Here is a 17,430-nt window from a genome sequence, read left to right as displayed (position 1 = left end):
CCCTAGTGCGTCCCATCTAGGCTGGGGTCGTTCGGCACATCGCGGTGTCCGTACCTAGACGAGAGTCAGTGGAGAGTTGCCTGAAATGAGCTCGACGGGAGTTTCGCACCGGCCCGGAACGGCCATCGGAGCCGAGGGCGGGAGCACCCCGCGGCGACCGGCAAGTCCTGAACAGATCCGGGATGAGCTGATCGACGCAGCGGCCGCGCACGCGCCGGACATCGCCGACCTGATTCGCTTGTACTACCGGCACATCCCCGCCGAGGAGATACTGGGCGACGACCCGGTGAACCTCGTCGGCGCGGTGCGCTCGCACCAGCAGCTCGCGCAGCAGCGCATGCCGGGCAGGCCCGCGGTGCGGTTGCTCAACCCGAACACCGCCGAGGACGGCTGGACGCGGGAAGCCACCGTGGTGCAGGTCGTCACGGACGACATGCCGTACCTGGTCGATTCCGTCGCCGCCGAGTTCGCCCGTGACGGCGTGCAGGTCCAGCGCATCGTGCACCCGATCGTCATGGTGACCCGTGACCTGACCGGTGAGCTGCAGGCGATCCATCCGACCGCCGACGTCGCGCAGCCGCCGGAGGGGTCCGCGCCCGAGTCGTGGATGTACGTCGAGATCGACCTGGTCACCGACACGAACCGGGCGCGCGAGCTGGACAACCGGCTCACCTCGGTCCTCGGTGACGTACGGGAGGTCGTCGAAGACAGCGACAAGATGGCGGAGTCCGCGCGCAGGCTCGCCGTCGAGCTGGACGAAAACCCGCCGCCGTTGTCGGCGGAGGAGGTGTCCGACGGCGCGAAGTTGCTGCGCTGGCTCGCCGACGGGCACTTCACCTTCCTCGGCTACCGCCAGTACGAGCTGGTCGAGCACCCCGAGCCGGAGACCGAAGAGCCCGCGCTGCGCGCGGTGCTCGCGTCGGGTCTCGGCGTGCTGCGGCAGGACAGCCTCGCCGCCAGGGGGCTCACCGCGGGTCCGGACAACGCGCTCAACGCACTCGCCCCGACGCTGCTGGTGCTCACGCAGGCCAGCGCCCCGTCGACGGTGCACCGCCCGATCTACCCGTACTACGTGGGCGTGAAGACGTTCGACGAGCACGGGGAAGTCACCGGGGAGCACCGTTTCCTCGGCATGTTCACCACCACCGCGCTGCACGAGGACGTGCTGGACATCCCCGTGGTGGCCGGCCGCGTGCGCGAGGTGATCCACCGCGCCGGGTTCCCGATGGCGTCCTACTCGGGGCAGCGCATGCTGGAGGTGCTGCAGAACTGGCCGAGGGCGGACCTGTTCTCGGCGGACGTCGATTCGCTGTACTCCACGACGACCGGTGCCATCACGCTGTCGGACCGCAGGCGACTGCGGCTGTTCCTGCGCCGCGACCCCTACGGCCGCTTCTACTCGTGCCTGGTGTTCCTGCCGCGCGACCGGTACACGACGCGGTCGCGGCTGGCGATGCAGGACGTGCTGCTCGACGAGTTGGAGGGCACCCACCTCGAATACGGCACGCGGGTCGGCGAAACCGTGCTGGCGCAGGTGCACTTCGTGGTGCACACGGACCCGTCGAGCCGGATCGAGCCGGACACGCTGCGCATCCAGGAGCGCTTGAACGCGGCGGTCCGGAGCTGGGACGACCGGTGCGTCGAGGCGGTCCTGTCCGAGCGCCGGGATCGCGCCGGTGGGGGTGGCGCGCCGGTCAACGCGATGGGCGAGGAGTCGGCGACCGAACAGGGCCAGCGGGTCGCCGGCATCTTCCCGGAGGCGTACAAGGAGGACTTCAGCGCCGACGAGGCGCTGACGGACCTGCGCAAGCTCGATTCGCTGTCGGACGACACGGATCTGGCGATGACGTTCTACGTGCCGACCGACGCCGAGCCGGGGGAGCGGCGCTTCAAGCTGTACCTGCTCGGCGAGGGCGTGACGCTGTCGACCGTGCTCCCGCTGCTGCAGCAGATGGGCGTCGAGGTCGTCGACGAGCGCCCGTACGAGCTGTTCCGCGAGGACGGCCAGCGCTCGTGGATCTACGACTTCGGCATGCGCATCGAGCAGCGCGTGCTCGACGAGATCGGCAGGGACGGGCAGCGCGACCTGAAGGTCCGGTTCCAGGACGCGTTCGACGCGGCGTGGCACGGCTACTGCGACGCCGACGGCTTCAACGCGCTGGTCCTGCGCGCGGGGCTGACCTGGCGCCAGGCCGCCGTGCTGCGGGCCTACGCGCGCTACCTGCGGCAGGCGGGCAGCCCGTACTCCCAGGAGTACATCCAGAACGCGGTGCTGGCCCACACCGACATCGCGACCGCGCTGGTGCGCCTGTTCGAGCAGCGGTTCGACCTCGCGCGCCCGGAGAAGCACCGCCAGGAGCACACCGACGCGCTCGCGGCCGAGATCTCGGCGATGGTCGACGAGGTCACCAGCCTCGACGAGGACCGCATCCTGCGCAGGCTGATGGCGGTCATCTGCGCGACGCTGCGCACGAACTACCACGTCACCGACGCCGACGGTCGCGTGCGGCCGTACCTGGCGATCAAGCTGGACCCGCAGGGCGTGCCGGATCTGCCGGAGCCGCGCCCGCGGTTCGAGATCTTCGTGTACTCGCCGCGGGTGGAGGGCGTGCACCTGCGCTTCGGCTCGGTCGCCCGCGGCGGGTTGCGCTGGTCCGACCGTCGCGAGGACTTCCGCACCGAGATCCTCGGCCTGGTCAAGGCGCAGGCGGTGAAGAACGCGGTGATCGTGCCGGTCGGCGCCAAGGGCGGGTTCGTGGTCAAGCGCCCGCCCGCGGCGACCGGCGACGCCACGATCGACCGCGACGCCCAGCTCAACGAGGGCATCGCGTGCTACCGCATGTTCATCTCCGGCCTGCTCGACCTCACCGACAACCTCAACGAGGGCAGGACGGTGCCCGCCCCGGACGTCGTGCGCTACGACGGCGACGACAGCTACCTCGTGGTGGCCGCGGACAAGGGCACCGCCAAGTTCTCCGATATCGCCAACGAGGTCTCGGCGAGCTACGGGTTCTGGCTCGGCGACGCCTTCGCCTCCGGCGGTTCGGTCGGCTACGACCACAAGGCGATGGGCATCACCGCGAAGGGTGCCTGGGAGAGCGTCAAGCGGCACTTCCGTGAACTCGGCACGGACACCCAGACCGAGGACTTCACCGTGGTCGGGATCGGCGACATGGCCGGTGACGTGTTCGGCAACGGCATGCTGCTCTCCGAGCACATCCGGCTGGTCGCCGCCTTCAACCACATGCACGTGTTCCTCGACCCGAACCCGGACGCGGCGAGTTCCTTCGCCGAGCGCAGGCGCCTGTTCGACCTGCCGCGCTCGTCGTGGGACGACTACGACCGCTCGCTGATCAGCGAGGGCGGCGGGATCTACTCGCGCGCCGCGAAGACGATCCCGATCACCCCGCAGGTGCGCGCGGCGCTCGGCCTGCCGGACGGGGTGCAGAAGCTCGCCCCGATCGAGTTGCTCAAGGCGATCCTGCTCGCTCCGGTGGACCTGCTGTGGAACGGCGGGATCGGCACCTACGTCAAGGCGGAGACCGAGAGCCACGCCGACGCGGGCGACAAGGCCAACGACGCGCTGCGGGTCGACGGCAAGGACCTCCAGGTCAAGGTGGTCGGCGAGGGCGGGAACCTCGGGCTGACCCAGCTCGGGCGCATCGAGTTCGCCAGGAGCGGTGGCAAGATCAACACCGACGCGCTGGACAACTCGGCCGGGGTGGACTGCTCCGACCACGAGGTCAACATCAAGATCTTCCTCGATCACCTGGTGAGCACCGGGAGCCTGGAACGCGAGCAGCGCGACGAGCTGCTCGGCGAGATGACCGACGAGGTCGGCGCGCTGGTGCTCGCGGACAACTACCGGCAGAACGCGGTGCTCGGCGTCAGCAGGGCGCACGCGGGCCCGATGGTTTCGGTGCACCAGCGCCAGGTCGCCGCGCTCGAGCGGGCGGGCGCCTTCGACCGGCATCTCGAAGCGCTGCCGTCGGACACCGAGTTCGCCAGGCTCGAAAAGGCCGGGCTCGGGCTCACCTCGCCGGAGCTGGCGACCCTGCTGGCGCACGTGAAGCTCGATCTCAAGGACGAACTGCTCGCGAGCGAGCTGCCCGATGTCGAGGTGTTCGCCCGCAGGCTCGGCGAGTACTTCCCGAAGCCGCTGCGCGACCGGTTCGGCGAGGCGATCGCCCAGCATCCGCTGCACCGCCAGATCATCACCACGCTGCTGGTGAACGAGGTGGTCGACGGGGCCGGCGTGTCCTACGCGTTCCGTCTCGCCGAGGAGATGAACGCGACCGCGACGGACGCGGTGCGCGCGTACGCCGTCGTGACCTCGGTGTACGACCTGCCCTCGATCTGGAAGGCGATCGACGCGCTGGACACGCAGGTGTCCACCGAGGTCGCCGACCGGATGATGCTGGAGACACGACGGCTGCTGGACAGGGCGGCACGCTGGTTCCTGACCAACCGCCCGCAGCCGCTCGCGGTCGGCGCGGAGATCGCCCGGTTCGGCGACCCCCTCGCCCAGCTCGTCCCGCAGGTCAGTGGCCTGCTGAGGGGACGCGAAATCGAGTCGGTCATCGAAAACGTCGACGACCTCGTGAGCCAGGGCGTGCCGGAGGAGCTGGCGCGCAGGGTCGCCGAGCTGCTGCACACCTACGGCCTGCTGGACGTGACCGAGGTGGCCGAGCTCGCCGAGCAGGACGGTGATGTCGAGGCCGAGCGCAGCGCGATCGAGACGGCCGAGCTGTACTACGCGCTTTCGGACCACCTGGACGTGGACAAGATGCTCACGTCGATCAGCTCGCTGGAGCGGGGCAACCGGTGGCACGCGCTGGCGAGGCTCGCGCTGCGCGACGACCTGTACTCGTCGTTGCGGGCGATCGCGCTGGACGCGCTGCGGCACAGCGACCCGTCCGAGCCCGCTGACCAGAAGATCGACAACTGGGAGCAGGCGAACTCGTCGCGGCTGTCGAGGGCGAGGGTCGCGCTCGACGAGATCACCCGCTCCGGGCGGCTCGACCTCGCGACGCTGTCGGTGGCCGCGCGCCAGATCCGCAGTACGGTGCGGTGAGCGGGTGGCACGGGTGATGCTGGTCCGGCCGCGCTGGTCGGACATGGACTCGTTCCGGCACGTCAACCACGCGAAGATGGTGACGCTGCTGGAAGAGGCGCGGGTGCCGATGCTGTTCGCGGACGCGGGCAAGGCGGGCCTCTCGGAGTTCGCGAAGGGGATCGTGGTGGTGAGCCTGACGGTGAACTACCACGCCCCCGTCGTGGTCAACGGCGAGGACATCAGGATCGAGATGACCATGCGCGAGCTGAAGTTCTCCTCCTTCACCCTTGGCTACAAGGTCCACAACGGACCGTCCGAATCGGACAGGGTCGCGGTCACCGCTTCGACGAGGCTCGCACCGTACGACACGGCGACCGAGCGACCGCGCCACCTTTCCGACGCCGAGCGGGATTTCCTGCAGGCCCATCTCGAAGAGGACACCGCGTGACCGAGCTGCGCATTCCGGACGCGGGCGACCGCGACACGCTGGCCGCGTTCGTCGCCAGGGCGGTCCGGCTCGACGGGCAGACCGTCGTGCGGCTGCGGCGGCGCGACGACCGGATCGTCGAGGCATGGGTCGTGACGCCGTTCGAGGTGCTCGCGACCCGCGCGGTCGAGGGCACCGTGGCGCCGGGGGACGTGACGGTGTCCGGCAGCGAGCTGCTGGCGGCGCTGACGGTCGCGGGCGGCCCGGTGATGGACCCGGGGCCGCCGCGCGACCTGCTGTGGCATTCGGAGCTGCCGATGACGGACCGGTGGCAGTACGTGGACGAGCTGCCGGTCGGTGTCGTCGCCGATCTCGCCGATCGCGGAGTGGCGCTGGCGCGGGACAACGTCGGCCCGCACGGGACACCGCCGGCGTCCCTGATGGACCAGCCGGTGCTGACGGTCAGCGAAGGCACCCTCGAGGTGAAGGTGCAGCTTCGCTGCCTGTTCGCGATATCCGGGATGGGCTTCTTCGACTCGTCGATCGACGGTGACGTGGTCCGCGTGACGGCGACGGATTCCTGGATGCGCCTCGATGCCAGGTACGGCGCGGTGCTGCGCCGCCGCCATGCGTTGCTGCCACTGCTCTTCTGAAGAGCCGGGGTTCTGAAGGAGCTGTTGCGCGGCGCATGTCGCCGACGGTCCTCAGCGGACAGCCGGTGGTCAGCGCGATCCCGCGAAGGCTTCGCAGAGCAGCGCCACGCTCTGCGTGAACTTCGCGTCCTCGCTCATGCCCCCGGTGCTCGCGAGGGTCAGCGGAAACCGCTCCTGGAGTTCGGCGAACCGCGCGGCGGTGATTTCGGGGACGGTCGAGGAACTCTGCTCCTGCAGCACGAAACCGGTGACGTGGCTGAGCAGGGTGTCCGCGGCGATGCCGCGGTGCGCGGCGGGCACGCCCGCGTCGGCCAGCGTGCGCAACAGCCGTTCCATCAGCGACAGCGCGCCGTCGCTGAGCGTCTTGGGGCTTTCGGCGAGCAGCATCGCGCCGCCGGGATGCGCGCGGATGCTCGACCGCAGCGCGGCGGCCTGCACGGCGATGCTCGCGCGCCAGTTGCCGGGGTCGGGGAGCGCGGCCAGTGCTTCGGTACCCGCGTCGTAGGCCTGCCGGGCGACCCGGTCGGCCATCAGCTGGAGCAGGACGCGCTTGTTGGCCACGTGGTAGTAGAGGCTGCCTGCCTGCGCGTCGAGGCGGTCCGCGACCTGCCGCATGGACAGGCCGTGGTAGCCGACCTCGGCGAACGTGGCCATACCCGCGTCGACGATCCGGTCCGTGGTGAGCTTCACGGCACCACCATAGCCGATCTTTCTAACGCTGTTTGAAAACAGGCCGGGACTGGGCCAGAGTCCGGCTTGGCGAATTCGAACGGTGTTAGAAACGGTGGCGGAGACGCTGTACAACCTGATCACAGCGGTGCTGATGGCGCTGATTCCTGCAGAACGGCTGCGTCGCGGGAGCTGCGTACAACCTGGTGACGCTCGCGGTGCTGGCCGCGCTCGCCGAATGGTTCTGGGGCACGCCGGTGATGCTCGCGTCGTTCGCGAGCGGAATGTTCTTGCCGGGCCTGATCGGCAAGCTGTTCGTGAGCACCGACATCAGCACGGAACCGCGCAACGTCGCGGGCAGCTCGGGTGCGACCTACTTCTTGGCCGCGACCCTCGCGGGCGCGCTCATCCTGTGCGCGGGCGAACGGAAGCACCGCGCGCTGGCCGCCGCGGTGCCGGTGCTCGGCCTCGCGACCTGGTTCGCGCAGGACAACGCGCACGGACTCGTTGTCGCGTACGGATTCCTGTTCGGCGTGCTGGTCTGGCTCGTTCGCCGCCGGTTCCCGCGTCCCGACCGGACGCCGAAGTTCACCGTGGGCTCACTCGTCGGCAAGCGCCAGTTCCCGATTTCGTGACCGGAAATGTGAAAAGCAAAATTGCCATCGATGACCTGCTGTGCCCGAAAGTGCCGGGTTGAGTAACTTTTTTTCCCGTTTATTCCTGGCTGTGAGAACTGAAGATACGTTCTTTATGCCGGGTGAACAGATATAAGCGGAGAAGGTCATGGAAGCCAGCGGAAAAATCGTTTCGGGTGCTGTCGTGTCCGCTCCCGCGCCACAACATTTCGACGACCCGGCGGGCGACATCTTCGCCATGGCGGCTCAGGCGGGGCGCGCGTTCATGGCAGGTGACCGCCCGATCGTCGCCAAGGCACCGCATCTGCTGGAGGATCTTTTCGGCGGCGGGTTACCCGAAGCCGGGCACGGTGCGCAGGTGACCCTGCAACGGCTGATCGAAGCCGGGGAAGCCGGAGCCCTCCCGAGCGGCAGGCCGGAATTCTTCGGCTACGTCGTCGGCGGGGCGCATCCCGTCGGCGTGGCCGCGGACTGGCTGGTCAGTGCCTGGGACCAGTGCGCGGCCGTCAACGACATCAGCCCGGTCGCGGTGGCCGCCGAACAGACGTGCCAGCGATGGCTGGTCGACCTGCTCGGCCTACCGCCGCAGACCGTGATGGGGCTGACTTCCGGATGCACCACGGCGAACCTGGCGTGCCTCGCCGCGGCGAGGCACGCGCAACTGCGGCGGTTCGGCTGGGACGTCAACAGCCAGGGCGTCGCCGGCGCCCCTCCGCTTCGCGTGCTCGTCGGCGACAGCACCCACGTTTCGGTATGGCGTTGCCTGCGCCTGCTGGGTCTGGCCGATCAAGTGACCGTGGTGCGGGCAGATGGTCAGGGGCGGATGGATCCCGGTCATCTCGCCGAGCTGGCCTCGGCCGGTACTGGTGGCTTGATCGTGTGCGGGCAGGTCGGCTCCACCGACTGCGGCTCGGTCGACCCGCTGGCCGAGCTCGCCCGGATCACGCACGAGTTCGGCGGCTGGCTCCACCTCGACGGCGCCTACGGCCTGTGGGCCGCTTCCTCCCCGCAGCTCAGGCCGCTGCTGGCCGGTGTGGAGCTGGCCGATTCCTGGTCCTGCGATGCCCACAAGTGGCTGAACACCCCGTACGACTGCGGGCTGGCGTTCTGCGCCGACGAGACCGCACTGCGCGGCGCGCTGGCCATCGACGCCGGATACCTGGACACCCCCGAGCGCAAGGGCCGCGACCCGTTGGACTTCCGGGTCGAGATGTCCCAGCGGGCCAGGGCGCCGATGCTGTGGGCGGTCCTGCACCACCTGGGCAGGGCCGGGGTCGCCGCACTGGTGGAGCGCGGTTGCCAAGCGGCCAGGCACCTGGCCCGGCGCCTGGACGGCCAGGACGGGATCCGGTTGCTCACCCCCGTCGTGCTCAACCAGGTCCTCATCCACGTCGGCGACCTGCGGCACACCAGGCAGGTGGTCGAAGAGCTCAACGGCAGCGGGACGTGCTGGACCACACCGACGACGTGGCAAGGCATCCCGGCGATCAGGATGTCGGTGAGCAACTGGCGAACCGATGTCGGTGTCATGGACCGGGTCGCCGGTCAGATCCTCGACACCCATGCTCTGGTCGGGGCGGCCGGCCCGCCGACCCCGTGAGATTTCCCCAGCCACCGCCCGAAAAACGGGACACGCGCTAGACGAGCCAGGCCGCCGCGTCGGGAGGAAGCTTTCCGTCGACGAGTTCCACACTGGCCAACAGCAACTCGCCGGGAGGCAGGGCGATGGGCGTCGCCGAGGTGTTGAGCACGCAGATCAGCCCACCCGGTTCGCGGCGGAACGCGAAACACCCGGCGGGGGCGCCGTACCACTGCAGTTCGTCACCGGAGAACGCCGGGTGTTCGTGGCGGAGTTCGAGCGCTTCGCGGTACAGCGACAGGGTCGACGTGGTGTCTTCGAGCTGCGCCTCGACGGTCAGCGCCGACCATTCCGGTGGCATCGGCAGCCAGGTCTTTTCGTTGCGGGAGAAGCCGAACGGCGGTGCGTCGCCCTCCCACGGCAAGGGCACCCGCGCACCGTCGCGGCTGTGCTGCGGCCCGCTCGTCCACGCGCGCGGATCGGCCATCGCCTCGACCGGTATGTCCACATTGGGCAGTCCGAGCTCTTCGCCGTTGTACAGGTAGACCGCGCCGGGCAGTGCCAGTTCGACGAGCGTCATCGCGCGGGCACGCCGGACGCCCTGCGCCCCGCCGCCGTACCGGCTCACTTGCCGCCAGACGTCGTGGTTCGACAGCGTCCACGTCGCAGGCGCGACCGCCGCCGTCGCGACCGCCAGCGAGTGGTCGATCGACGCGCGCATGGCGTCGGCGTCGAAATGCGTGAGCACCAGCCGGAAGTTGAAGGCGAGGTGCAGTTCGTCCGGCCGCAGGTACTTCGCGAGCCGCCGGTGGTCGGTCACCCAGATCTCACCGACCGCCATCGTCCCGGCGTAGGTGTCGAGCACCTTCCGGATCATCTGGTGGATCTCGTGCACGCCGTCGTTGTCGAAACGCGGGTCGAAGTGCTCCGCGCCGGACAGCGGGTTCGCGCGGAGGTCCATGTCCGGCAGGCCGGGTGGTTTGGCCATCCCGTGCGCGACGTCGATGCGGAAGCCGTCCACGCCGCGATCGAGCCAGAACCGCAGCGTCCGTTCGAGATCGGCGCGCACGTCGGCGTTGACCCAGTTCAGGTCCGGCTGGTCGGGGGCGAACAGGTGCAGGTACCACTGGCCGTCGGGCAGCCGGGTCCACGCGGGTTCGCCGTAGGCGCTGACCCAGTTGTTGGGCGGGGTGTCACCGGTGACGCCGAGGCCGTCGCGGAAGACGTACCGATCCCGTGCCGCGCTGCCGGGACGTGCCGCGAGCGCCTCGGTGAACCACGGGTGCGCCCGGCTGGTGTGGTTGGGCACCAGGTCGATCGTGACGCGGATGCCGCGCGCGTGCGCGTCGGCCACCAGTTCGTCGAACGCTTCGAGATCGCCGAAGACCGGGTCCACCGACCGCGGGTCCTCGACGTCGTAGCCGTGGTCCGCCATCGGCGAGCGGTAGAACGGAGTGAGCCACAGCGCGTCGACGCCGAGCAGTTCCAGGTAGCCGAGCCTGCCGCGGATCCCGCGGAGGTCACCGATCCCGTCACCGTCGGAGTCCGCGAACGAGCGGACGTAGACCTGGTAGAAGACCGCGTCCCGCCACCACGGCGGCGTCGCCTCGGGCACCGGGGGTTACTGCCAGCTGTTCATCATGCTGTGCGCGGCCATCTCGAGGTACGCCCAAAGCTGCTCGCGGTGCGCGTCTTCGAGCTCTGCTTCGTCCACGGCGATCCGCATCGCGCGCAGCCACGCGTCGCGCTCGATCGGGCCGATCTTGAACGGCGCGTGCCGCATCCGCAGCCGGGGGTGCCCGCGCTGGTCGGAGTAGCTGTGCGGGCCACCCCAGTACTGCATGAGGAACAGGACGAACCGTTCCTCGGCGGGACCGAGGTCCTCCTCCGGGTAGAGCGGGCGCAGCACCTCGGTGTCCGCCGCGACCTCCTCGTAGAAGCGGCCCACGATCTTGCGGAACGTCGGTTCACCGCCGACGGCCGCGAAGAAGGTCTGCGGGTCGCTCATCTCTGCCGCTCCTCCCGGTGCCCGGATTCGTTGTCCACCAGGAAGGATACAGATCGGAGCGGCACGGTGGCCTGGCCGTCGCTGGCGCGGGCCGCGAGGACGAGGGCAAGTGGATCGCGCTGACGCCGACCCGCCGCCCGTCGTGGGCGCGGGGGAATGGCTGGTGCCCGGCGACCCGGCCGCGCTGATCCCGAACCGGGGCCAGGGTGCCCCGGTGTCCTCGCCGGTGGCGGTCAGTTGGCCGAAGGGCCGCCGGCGAAGAACCGGCCGAGCGGCGGCTCGAACCCGGCTTCCTCGAGCGCGGCGATGAGCTTGCCGCGCAGGGCGCGCTGCACGGTCCACTGCTTGCCTGGCCGCACCTTGACGGTCAGCCGCAGTTCGATGCCCTCCGGCGTCACGCTTTCCACGCCGAGCACCTCGGGCGGTTCGAGCACGTTGGCGGACAGGGGTTCCTGCGCGACCGCGGTCGTGGCTGCTTCGCCGAGCACCTCGGTCGCGCGGTCCACGTCGGCGCTGTAGCTCAGCGGGACGTCCACCACGGCAACCGCGAAGCCCTGGCTCGAGTTTCCGACGCGGACCACCTCGCCGTTGCGGACGTACCAGACGGTGCCGTTGATGTCGCGGAGCGTGGTGATGCGGAGGCCGACCGATTCGACGGTGCCGCTGGCCTCGCCGACGTCCACCACGTCGCCGACGCCGTACTGGTCTTCGATCATCATGAACATGCCGGACAGGAAGTCCTTGACGAGGTTCTGCGCGCCGAAGCCGAGTGCGACGCCGACGATGCCGGCCGAGGCGATCAGCGGCCCGATGTCGAGCCCGATTTCGCTGAGCACCAACACGAACGCGAGCCCGTAGACCAGGAAGCTGGAGAGCGACTTCAGCACCGACCCGATGGTCTTCGCGCGCTGCCGCCGCCGTTCGATGACGATCGGCCCGAGCATGTCGGGCGCGCGCTCCCGCAGCGGGCGGAGCAGGGCGGGGAGCTTGCCGCCGCCGCGCGGGATGGTGGTCACGCGGTCGATCACCCTGCGGAGCAGCCACCGCACGACGAACGCGATGACCAGGATGAGCAGGATGCGCAGGGGCTTCTCCACCGCCCAGATACCGGAGGTGGCGAGCCACTCGTTGTGCGTGATGTTCCACACCTGCTGGCACCAGCTGCCCCCTTCCTTCGCGCAAGCGGGGGCGGCGGTATCGCTGAGCAACGGCAACACTTCGGTGCGTGATCCCTTCTGTGGTCCGGCTTTCCCAACTTCACGGGAATCTTCGGTCTCGACCGCGTGACGGGCAGGTGACCGCACGCCGCGCGGTTGACGACCCGGCGGCGCCCTCGGCCCGGCGCGGCGCGCTGACCTCGGGGAGAATCGGTATCGGGCTCCTCGCCGCGCACCATCGCGACGGCCGCACGAGCCTACCGGCAACGGTACTTCTCGGTGACACGTCTCCTAACACACGTGCCAACCAGGGGTGATCTGTGGTCGACTATGGCAGCACCCCGGTGGAGGTGGTCGAGTGCCAGACCGACAACCGATCCCCCTCGGCGCCCAGAACCGGTATCCAGCCGGTGAGGCGCCGGAGGTCGTCCTGCTTGCCTATTCGGGTGGTCCACATCCGACCGGGCCCCCTTCGCGCGGCGGCCGAGCGGTTCGATCGCACGGCCAGCGCAAGGCCAGGGACCCCGGGGGCGGCTCGCATCCCGCGTCGTGGGGCAGGCGCCGGGTGCTCCTGCTGAACGCGACTTTCGAACCCCTCACTGCGCTTTCGCTGAGACGCGCCGTGGTGCTGCTGGTCTGCGGCAAGGCCGAGGTCGTGCACGAGGACCCCGCCGGGCTGACCCTGCACGCGGCGACCTACTCCGTGGAAGTGCCCTCGGTGATCAGGCTGGCCAACTACGTGCGCGTGCCGTACCGGGCGAAGGTCCCGCTGACGCGGGCCGGGCTGATGCACCGCGACCACTACCGGTGCGCCTACTGCGGCGGCAAGGCGGAGACCATCGACCACGTGATCCCGAGGAGCAGGGGCGGCGCCCACGCCTGGGAGAACTGCGTCGCCTGTTGCGCCCAGTGCAACCACCGCAAGGCCGATCGGATGCTCGCGGAGATCGGCTGGCGGCTCCGGGTGGTGCCGAGAGCGCCGCACGGACCGCACTGGCGTTTGCTCGCGCACTCCGGTGAGGCCGATCCGCAGTGGTTGCAGTACCTCGGGATGCCCGCCGCCTGAACCGGCCGGTCCACATCGGCGCCCCGGTAGCCGGTCGGCTTCCGGGGCGGCCAGGGGTGAGCGTGGTCAGGCGGTGACGCGCGTGCCGCGGGTGACCCTGGTACCGCAGGTCACCCTGGTGCCGCGCGTGACCCGAGTGCCCATGGTGACACGAGTGCCTGCCGTCACCCTGGTGCCCGCCGTGACCCTCGTGCCCGCCGTGACCCGGGTACCCCGAGTGACGCGGGTCCCGTTGGTGACCCGCGTACTGCGGGTGACTCGTGTACCCCGCGTGACCCTCGTGCCCGCTGTAACCCTCGTGCCGTGGAATTCGATGATCTCGATGAGTGACGAAACCGACTCGATGTTCGCCTGAGTGGCGGTGGCGGTGGCGGTCATGGCAGGGCCTCCTGGAACCGGTGCGTGACTTCTTTGGGTGTGGGGAGCGGGGCGCAAGGCCCGTACAGGTGAAAAAGCTACGAGGATTTCACGGACCGGACAAGACGGGGGCGGCGGGTGCGGCCGCCTGTACGTTGAGTTGCCATCTTTCGCGCGGGCCGCTTCGCCCCATCGTTCGAGTGCCGCCGGGCCACTCGGCGGACGGCGGCCCTGTCGCGACGAGCGGTCCGTCGGCATGCCCTGGGTTCAGTGCGCGCGAATCTGCGCGTGCATCCAGGACCGGCCTCCCGCCGGTGGCCCCCTCGGCCGCCTAACCGAGTGTCTTCCGGACCGCGTTCCGGGCCATCAGATACGCTGCGCGCGTGAACTTGGTCGAGACGATCCTGGTCTTCGCGCTGATCCCGCTGGCCATCTACGCCTTGGCCGGAGTGCTGACCCTCCGGTCGAAGGGCAAGAGCGCGCAGAGGTACCGGCCTGGCCAGCCATGGGAGTACGAGCCGATGTGGTGGAGCGCCAACCCGGACGGACTTGGCGACGCGGCGCGCCCGTCGTCCGACGGTGGCGCCACGGCCGTGTCGGGAACTGCGGCTGGAGGTGCCCGTGGGAACTGGTGAAGTGGCAACGCACGGTGGCGCGACCGAGATCGCGCAGGCGGACCTGCCCTTCGGCGCCGTCGTCACGAACAGCGGCCGGATCTCCGCGGCCAAGATGTACGAGCCCGCCGCGCCGGCGAGCCCGTTCACGCCGGTGCAGCTCGCCCGTCTCGACGAGGCGCTGACACTGGCGACCAGGGAGACCGGCCTCGGGTTCAGCATCTACCTCGGTGAGCTCGGCGAGGACAGCCGCGCCGCGGCCGAGGGCCTGCACGCGTCGATCGGCGCCGAGGCAGGCCATGCCGTGCTCGTCGCGGTGTCGCCGGGTGAGCGCGTGGTCGAGATCGTCACCGGCAAGGACGCCTACCTGCGCCTGCCCGACCGCGGCGCCAAGCTCGCGGTGATGAGCATGGTCGCCTCCTTCAAGGAGGGCGATCTCGTCGGCGGTCTGGTGAGCGGCCTGCGCATGATGACCGACCAGGCCGGTCCCGCGCCGCAGCACTGAAGCCCGCTCCACGGAAAGGGGCCCCGACCGCCGGTCGAGGCCCCTTTCCGCGTTCTCAGCTCTCGTCGAACTCGCGTGCCGCCAGTGCGCGCACGATGCCCGCCCTGCCCTCGGAGACGAGCCTGCGCAGCGCGGCGGGGCGGTTCGCGTCCGCGAGCCACGCGTCAGCCGCCTCGACGGTCGGCTTCTCGACTGCCCACGACGGGAACAGCCCGACGACCGTCGGCTGGGCGCGCTCGCTCGACCGGCGCTGCCACACCTCGTCGATCACCTCGAAGTACTTCGGGGTGTAGCCGGCGAGCAGGTGCTTCTGGCCGGGGTGCGCGAAACCGATGATGAGGGAGTCGCTCATCGCGTTCGGCAGCTCGTCGTCGTAGATCGCGCGCTGCCACGCGTCGGCCTTCGCCGCCGCGGTCGGCCGCAGCGCGCGGGAGCGCTCCGAGTGCCGCTTGCCCGCCGCGGTGTTGTCGCGAACCAGCTCGGCCTCGATCTCGGCCTCGCCCGCCTTCCCGTGCGCGACGAGGGCGTGCAGCAGCCGCCAGCGCAGATCGGTGTCGACCGTCAGGCCTTCGAGCGGCGCCGAGCCGTCGAACCAGCCAGCCAGCACCGACACCGTGTCGTCGTCGAGCACGACCGAACCGCTGAGCGCGTTCACGTAGGCGAGCTGGTGGTCGGAACCGGGCTCGGCGGTCGTCGCCAGTTCGAGCACGCGCTGGGTGTACGCGGGCCAGCCGTGCTGCTCCGCCCACGCCGGCTCCGCGTAGGAGTTGAGCGCGGTCTGCGCCTGCAGCAGCAGCCGCTGCACCACGCCGACCTCCGTCTCGGCCTGGATCCCGCGTTCCACGATGGTGACGAAGTCGCGTGCCTTCAGCTCGGCCTCGCGAGTCATCTCCCACGCCGCCGACCAGCACAGCGTGCGCGGCAGCGGTTCGGTGATGTCGGCGATCCGGTCGACCAGCGTGGTCAGCGAGCCGGGGTCGAGCCGCATCGTGCAGTAGGTCAGGTCGTCGTCGTTGACCAGCACGAGCTTGCCGGCCTTGGTGCCGACCAGGTCGGCGACCTCGGTGCGCTCGCCGTCCACGTCCAGCTCCACGCGGCGGACGCGGGCCAGCTTGCCGTCCGCGTCGTCGTCGTAGACACCGACCGCGACGCGGTGGGTGCGCAGCTCGCCCTCGCCGGGCTTCGCGCCGCTCTGCACAACCGCGAACGAGCTGTAGTTGCCGTCGCCGTCGATCTCGAAGCGCGGGCTCAGCGAGTTCAGGCCCGTGGTTTCGAGCCATTGCGCGCTCCACCACGACAGGTCGCGTCCCGAAGCCTTTTCCAGCGCGCTCAGCAGATCGGACAGCGTGGCGTTGCCCCAGGCGTGGTTGCCGAAGTAAAGCCGGAGGCCGGCGAGGAAGTTGTCCAGCCCGACGTAGGCGACGAGCTGCTTGAGCACGCTCGCGCCCTTGGCGTAGGTGATGCCGTCGAAGTTGACCTCCACCGCGTGCAGGTCGACGATGTCGGCCGCGATCGGGTGCGTCGAGGGCAGCTGGTCCTGGCGGTAGGCCCAGGACTTCTCGATGTTCGCGAAGCTGGTCCACGCGTTCTTGTACTCGGTGGCTTCGGCCTGCGCGAGCACGCTGGCGAAGGTGGCGAACGACTCGTTCAGCCACAGGTCGTCCCACCAGCGCATGGTCACCAGGTCGCCGAACCACATGTGCGCCATCTCGTGCAGCAGCGTTTCGGCGCGCCGCTCGTAGGCGTAGCGCGTCACGCGGCTGCGGAACACGTAGTCCTCGAGGAAGGTGACCGCGCCGGCGTTCTCCATCGCGCCCGCGTTGAACTCGGGCACGAACAGCTGGTCGTACTTGCTGAACGGGTACGGGGTCTCGAAAGCCTTGTGGTAGAAGGCGAAACCCTGCTTGGTCTCGACGAAGAGGTTGTCCGCGTCCATGTGCTCGGCGAGCGACGCGCGGCAGTAGATGCCGAGCGGGATGGTGCGGCGGTCGTCGGAGAACTCGTCGTGCCAGTGCGCGTACGGCCCGGCGATCAGCGCGACGAGATAGGTGGAGATCCGCTCCGACTCCGCGAACTTCGTCCGCTTCGCCCCTTCGGCGGTGGCTTCGGCCGTTTCGGGGAGCGCGTTCGAGATGACCTGCCAGCTCTCCGGCGCGGTGACGGTGAGGCGGTACACCGACTTCAGGTCCGGCTGGTCGAAGCAGGCGAACATCCGCTTGGCGTCGGCGGTTTCGAACTGCGTGTAGAGGTACACCGCGTCGTCGACGGGGTCGACGAACCGGTGCAGGCCCTCGCCGGTGTTCATGTAGCGGCAGTCGGCCACGACCACGAGCTCGTTGCGCTCGGCGAGGCCGGGCAGCGCGATGCCGTTGTCCTCGACGTAACCGGACACGTCCAGCTCGGCGCCGTTGAGCGTCGCGGAGCGCACCCCGGCCGCGACCACGTCGATCCACGAGGTCGCGCCGGCTCGCCTGCTGGCGAACCGGATCGTCGTCGTCGACGTGAACGTCTTCTCACCCGGGCCTCCGGCGCCGTCGGTGAGGTCGAGTTCGATGTCGTAGGACTCGACGTCGAGCAGTTCGGCACGCTGCTCGGCTTGGTCGCGGGTCAGGTTGGGCGCGGGCACAGGCAACCTCTGAAAGCGTCTAGGGGGTGAATGGTCTGCATCTGGCATCCAATCATGGGTGGACCGCTCGCGGTGACC

At 69.7% G+C, this 17,430-nt stretch carries 14 protein-coding genes; 8 read left to right on the top strand and 6 right to left on the bottom strand.

Annotated elements, in window-relative coordinates; all coding sequences use genetic code 11:
- Positions 1-85: 85 nt before the first annotated feature.
- Genes ABD256_RS17255 through ABD256_RS17245 form a run of 3 tightly spaced genes read left to right on the top strand, consistent with a single transcriptional unit; the run spans position 86 to position 6,136 of the window.
- The gene (locus tag ABD256_RS17255; protein WP_344419100.1) at positions 86-5,074 is read left to right on the top strand and encodes an NAD-glutamate dehydrogenase; all 4,989 of its coding nucleotides are present in this window, start codon (positions 86-88) and stop codon (positions 5,072-5,074) included.
- A gap of 16 nt (positions 5,075-5,090) precedes the next feature.
- Entirely contained in the window at positions 5,091-5,504 is a 414-nt protein-coding gene (locus tag ABD256_RS17250; RefSeq protein WP_344419227.1) for an acyl-CoA thioesterase, read from the top strand.
- The gene (locus ABD256_RS17245) at positions 5,501-6,136 is read left to right on the top strand and encodes a DUF8010 domain-containing protein (RefSeq protein WP_344419097.1); all 636 of its coding nucleotides are present in this window, start codon (positions 5,501-5,503) and stop codon (positions 6,134-6,136) included. Before ABD256_RS17250 ends, ABD256_RS17245 begins: the two co-directional genes overlap by 4 nt.
- Positions 6,137-6,205: 69 nt before the next feature.
- On the opposite strand, the gene ABD256_RS17240 is transcribed toward ABD256_RS17245, so the two are convergent.
- Positions 6,206-6,826, bottom strand: coding sequence for a TetR/AcrR family transcriptional regulator (locus tag ABD256_RS17240; RefSeq protein ID WP_344419094.1), 621 nt, complete (start codon positions 6,824-6,826; stop codon positions 6,206-6,208).
- A gap of 185 nt (positions 6,827-7,011) precedes the next feature.
- On the opposite strand from ABD256_RS17240, the gene ABD256_RS17235 reads away from it, so the two are divergent.
- Positions 7,012-7,440, top strand: coding sequence for a hypothetical protein (locus ABD256_RS17235; protein WP_344419091.1), 429 nt, complete (start codon positions 7,012-7,014; stop codon positions 7,438-7,440).
- Positions 7,441-7,624: 184 nt separating this feature from the next.
- Entirely contained in the window at positions 7,625-9,040 is a 1,416-nt protein-coding gene (locus tag ABD256_RS17230) for a pyridoxal phosphate-dependent decarboxylase family protein (protein ID WP_344419088.1), read from the top strand.
- A 37-nt stretch (positions 9,041-9,077) separates the two neighbouring features.
- Here the strand turns inward: ABD256_RS17230 and ABD256_RS17225 are convergent, their stop codons facing one another.
- The 3 genes from ABD256_RS17225 to ABD256_RS17215 form a co-directional block, all read right to left on the bottom strand.
- Positions 9,078-10,634 (bottom strand): glycoside hydrolase family 13 protein, encoded by a 1,557-nt coding sequence (locus ABD256_RS17225; RefSeq protein ID WP_344419086.1) that lies wholly within the window; start codon positions 10,632-10,634, stop codon positions 9,078-9,080.
- Between the two features lie 6 nt (positions 10,635-10,640).
- Entirely contained in the window at positions 10,641-11,027 is a 387-nt protein-coding gene (locus ABD256_RS17220) for a globin (protein WP_344419084.1), read from the bottom strand.
- 233 nt (positions 11,028-11,260) lie between these two features.
- Entirely contained in the window at positions 11,261-12,244 is a 984-nt protein-coding gene (locus ABD256_RS17215; protein WP_344419082.1) for a mechanosensitive ion channel family protein, read from the bottom strand.
- A gap of 298 nt (positions 12,245-12,542) precedes the next feature.
- On the opposite strand from ABD256_RS17215, the gene ABD256_RS17210 reads away from it, so the two are divergent.
- Entirely contained in the window at positions 12,543-13,250 is a 708-nt protein-coding gene (locus tag ABD256_RS17210) for an HNH endonuclease (RefSeq protein WP_344419080.1), read from the top strand.
- Between the two features lie 66 nt (positions 13,251-13,316).
- On the opposite strand, the gene ABD256_RS17205 is transcribed toward ABD256_RS17210, so the two are convergent.
- Entirely contained in the window at positions 13,317-13,628 is a 312-nt protein-coding gene (locus tag ABD256_RS17205; RefSeq protein ID WP_344419078.1) for a hypothetical protein, read from the bottom strand.
- A 362-nt stretch (positions 13,629-13,990) separates the two neighbouring features.
- Between ABD256_RS17205 and ctaJ the strand changes: the two genes are divergently transcribed.
- The gene (gene ctaJ / locus ABD256_RS17200; protein WP_344419075.1) at positions 13,991-14,242 is read left to right on the top strand and encodes an aa3-type cytochrome oxidase subunit CtaJ; all 252 of its coding nucleotides are present in this window, start codon (positions 13,991-13,993) and stop codon (positions 14,240-14,242) included.
- The gene (locus tag ABD256_RS17195; RefSeq protein WP_425546464.1) at positions 14,229-14,726 is read left to right on the top strand and encodes a DUF5130 family protein; all 498 of its coding nucleotides are present in this window, start codon (positions 14,229-14,231) and stop codon (positions 14,724-14,726) included. The genes ctaJ and ABD256_RS17195 overlap by 14 nt, the downstream gene beginning before the upstream one ends.
- A 55-nt stretch (positions 14,727-14,781) precedes the next feature.
- Here the strand turns inward: ABD256_RS17195 and pepN are convergent, their stop codons facing one another.
- Positions 14,782-17,352, bottom strand: a complete 2,571-nt coding sequence (pepN, locus tag ABD256_RS17190; protein WP_344419072.1) for an aminopeptidase N — start codon at positions 17,350-17,352, stop codon at positions 14,782-14,784.
- Between the last annotated feature and the right edge of the window lie 78 nt (positions 17,353-17,430).

The organism is Amycolatopsis minnesotensis, assembly GCF_039529815.1.
Lineage (GTDB): Bacteria > Actinomycetota > Actinomycetes > Mycobacteriales > Pseudonocardiaceae > Amycolatopsis > Amycolatopsis minnesotensis.
Note: the sequence above shows the minus strand (reverse complement) of the source record. Positions and strands in the feature narration are given on the sequence as shown.

Bases quoted from the DNA above. Each gene is read 5' to 3' on its own strand.
- ABD256_RS17255 (WP_344419100.1), top strand. From the start codon at position 86: ATGAGCTCGACGGGAGTTTCGCACCGGCCCGGAACGGCCATCGGAGCC.
- ABD256_RS17250 (WP_344419227.1), top strand. From the start codon at position 5,091: ATGCTGGTCCGGCCGCGCTGGTCGGACATGGACTCGTTCCGGCACGTC.
- ABD256_RS17220 (WP_344419084.1), bottom strand. From the start codon at position 11,027: ATGAGCGACCCGCAGACCTTCTTCGCGGCCGTCGGCGGTGAACCGACG.
- ABD256_RS17205 (WP_344419078.1), bottom strand. From the start codon at position 13,628: ATGACCGCCACCGCCACCGCCACTCAGGCGAACATCGAGTCGGTTTCG.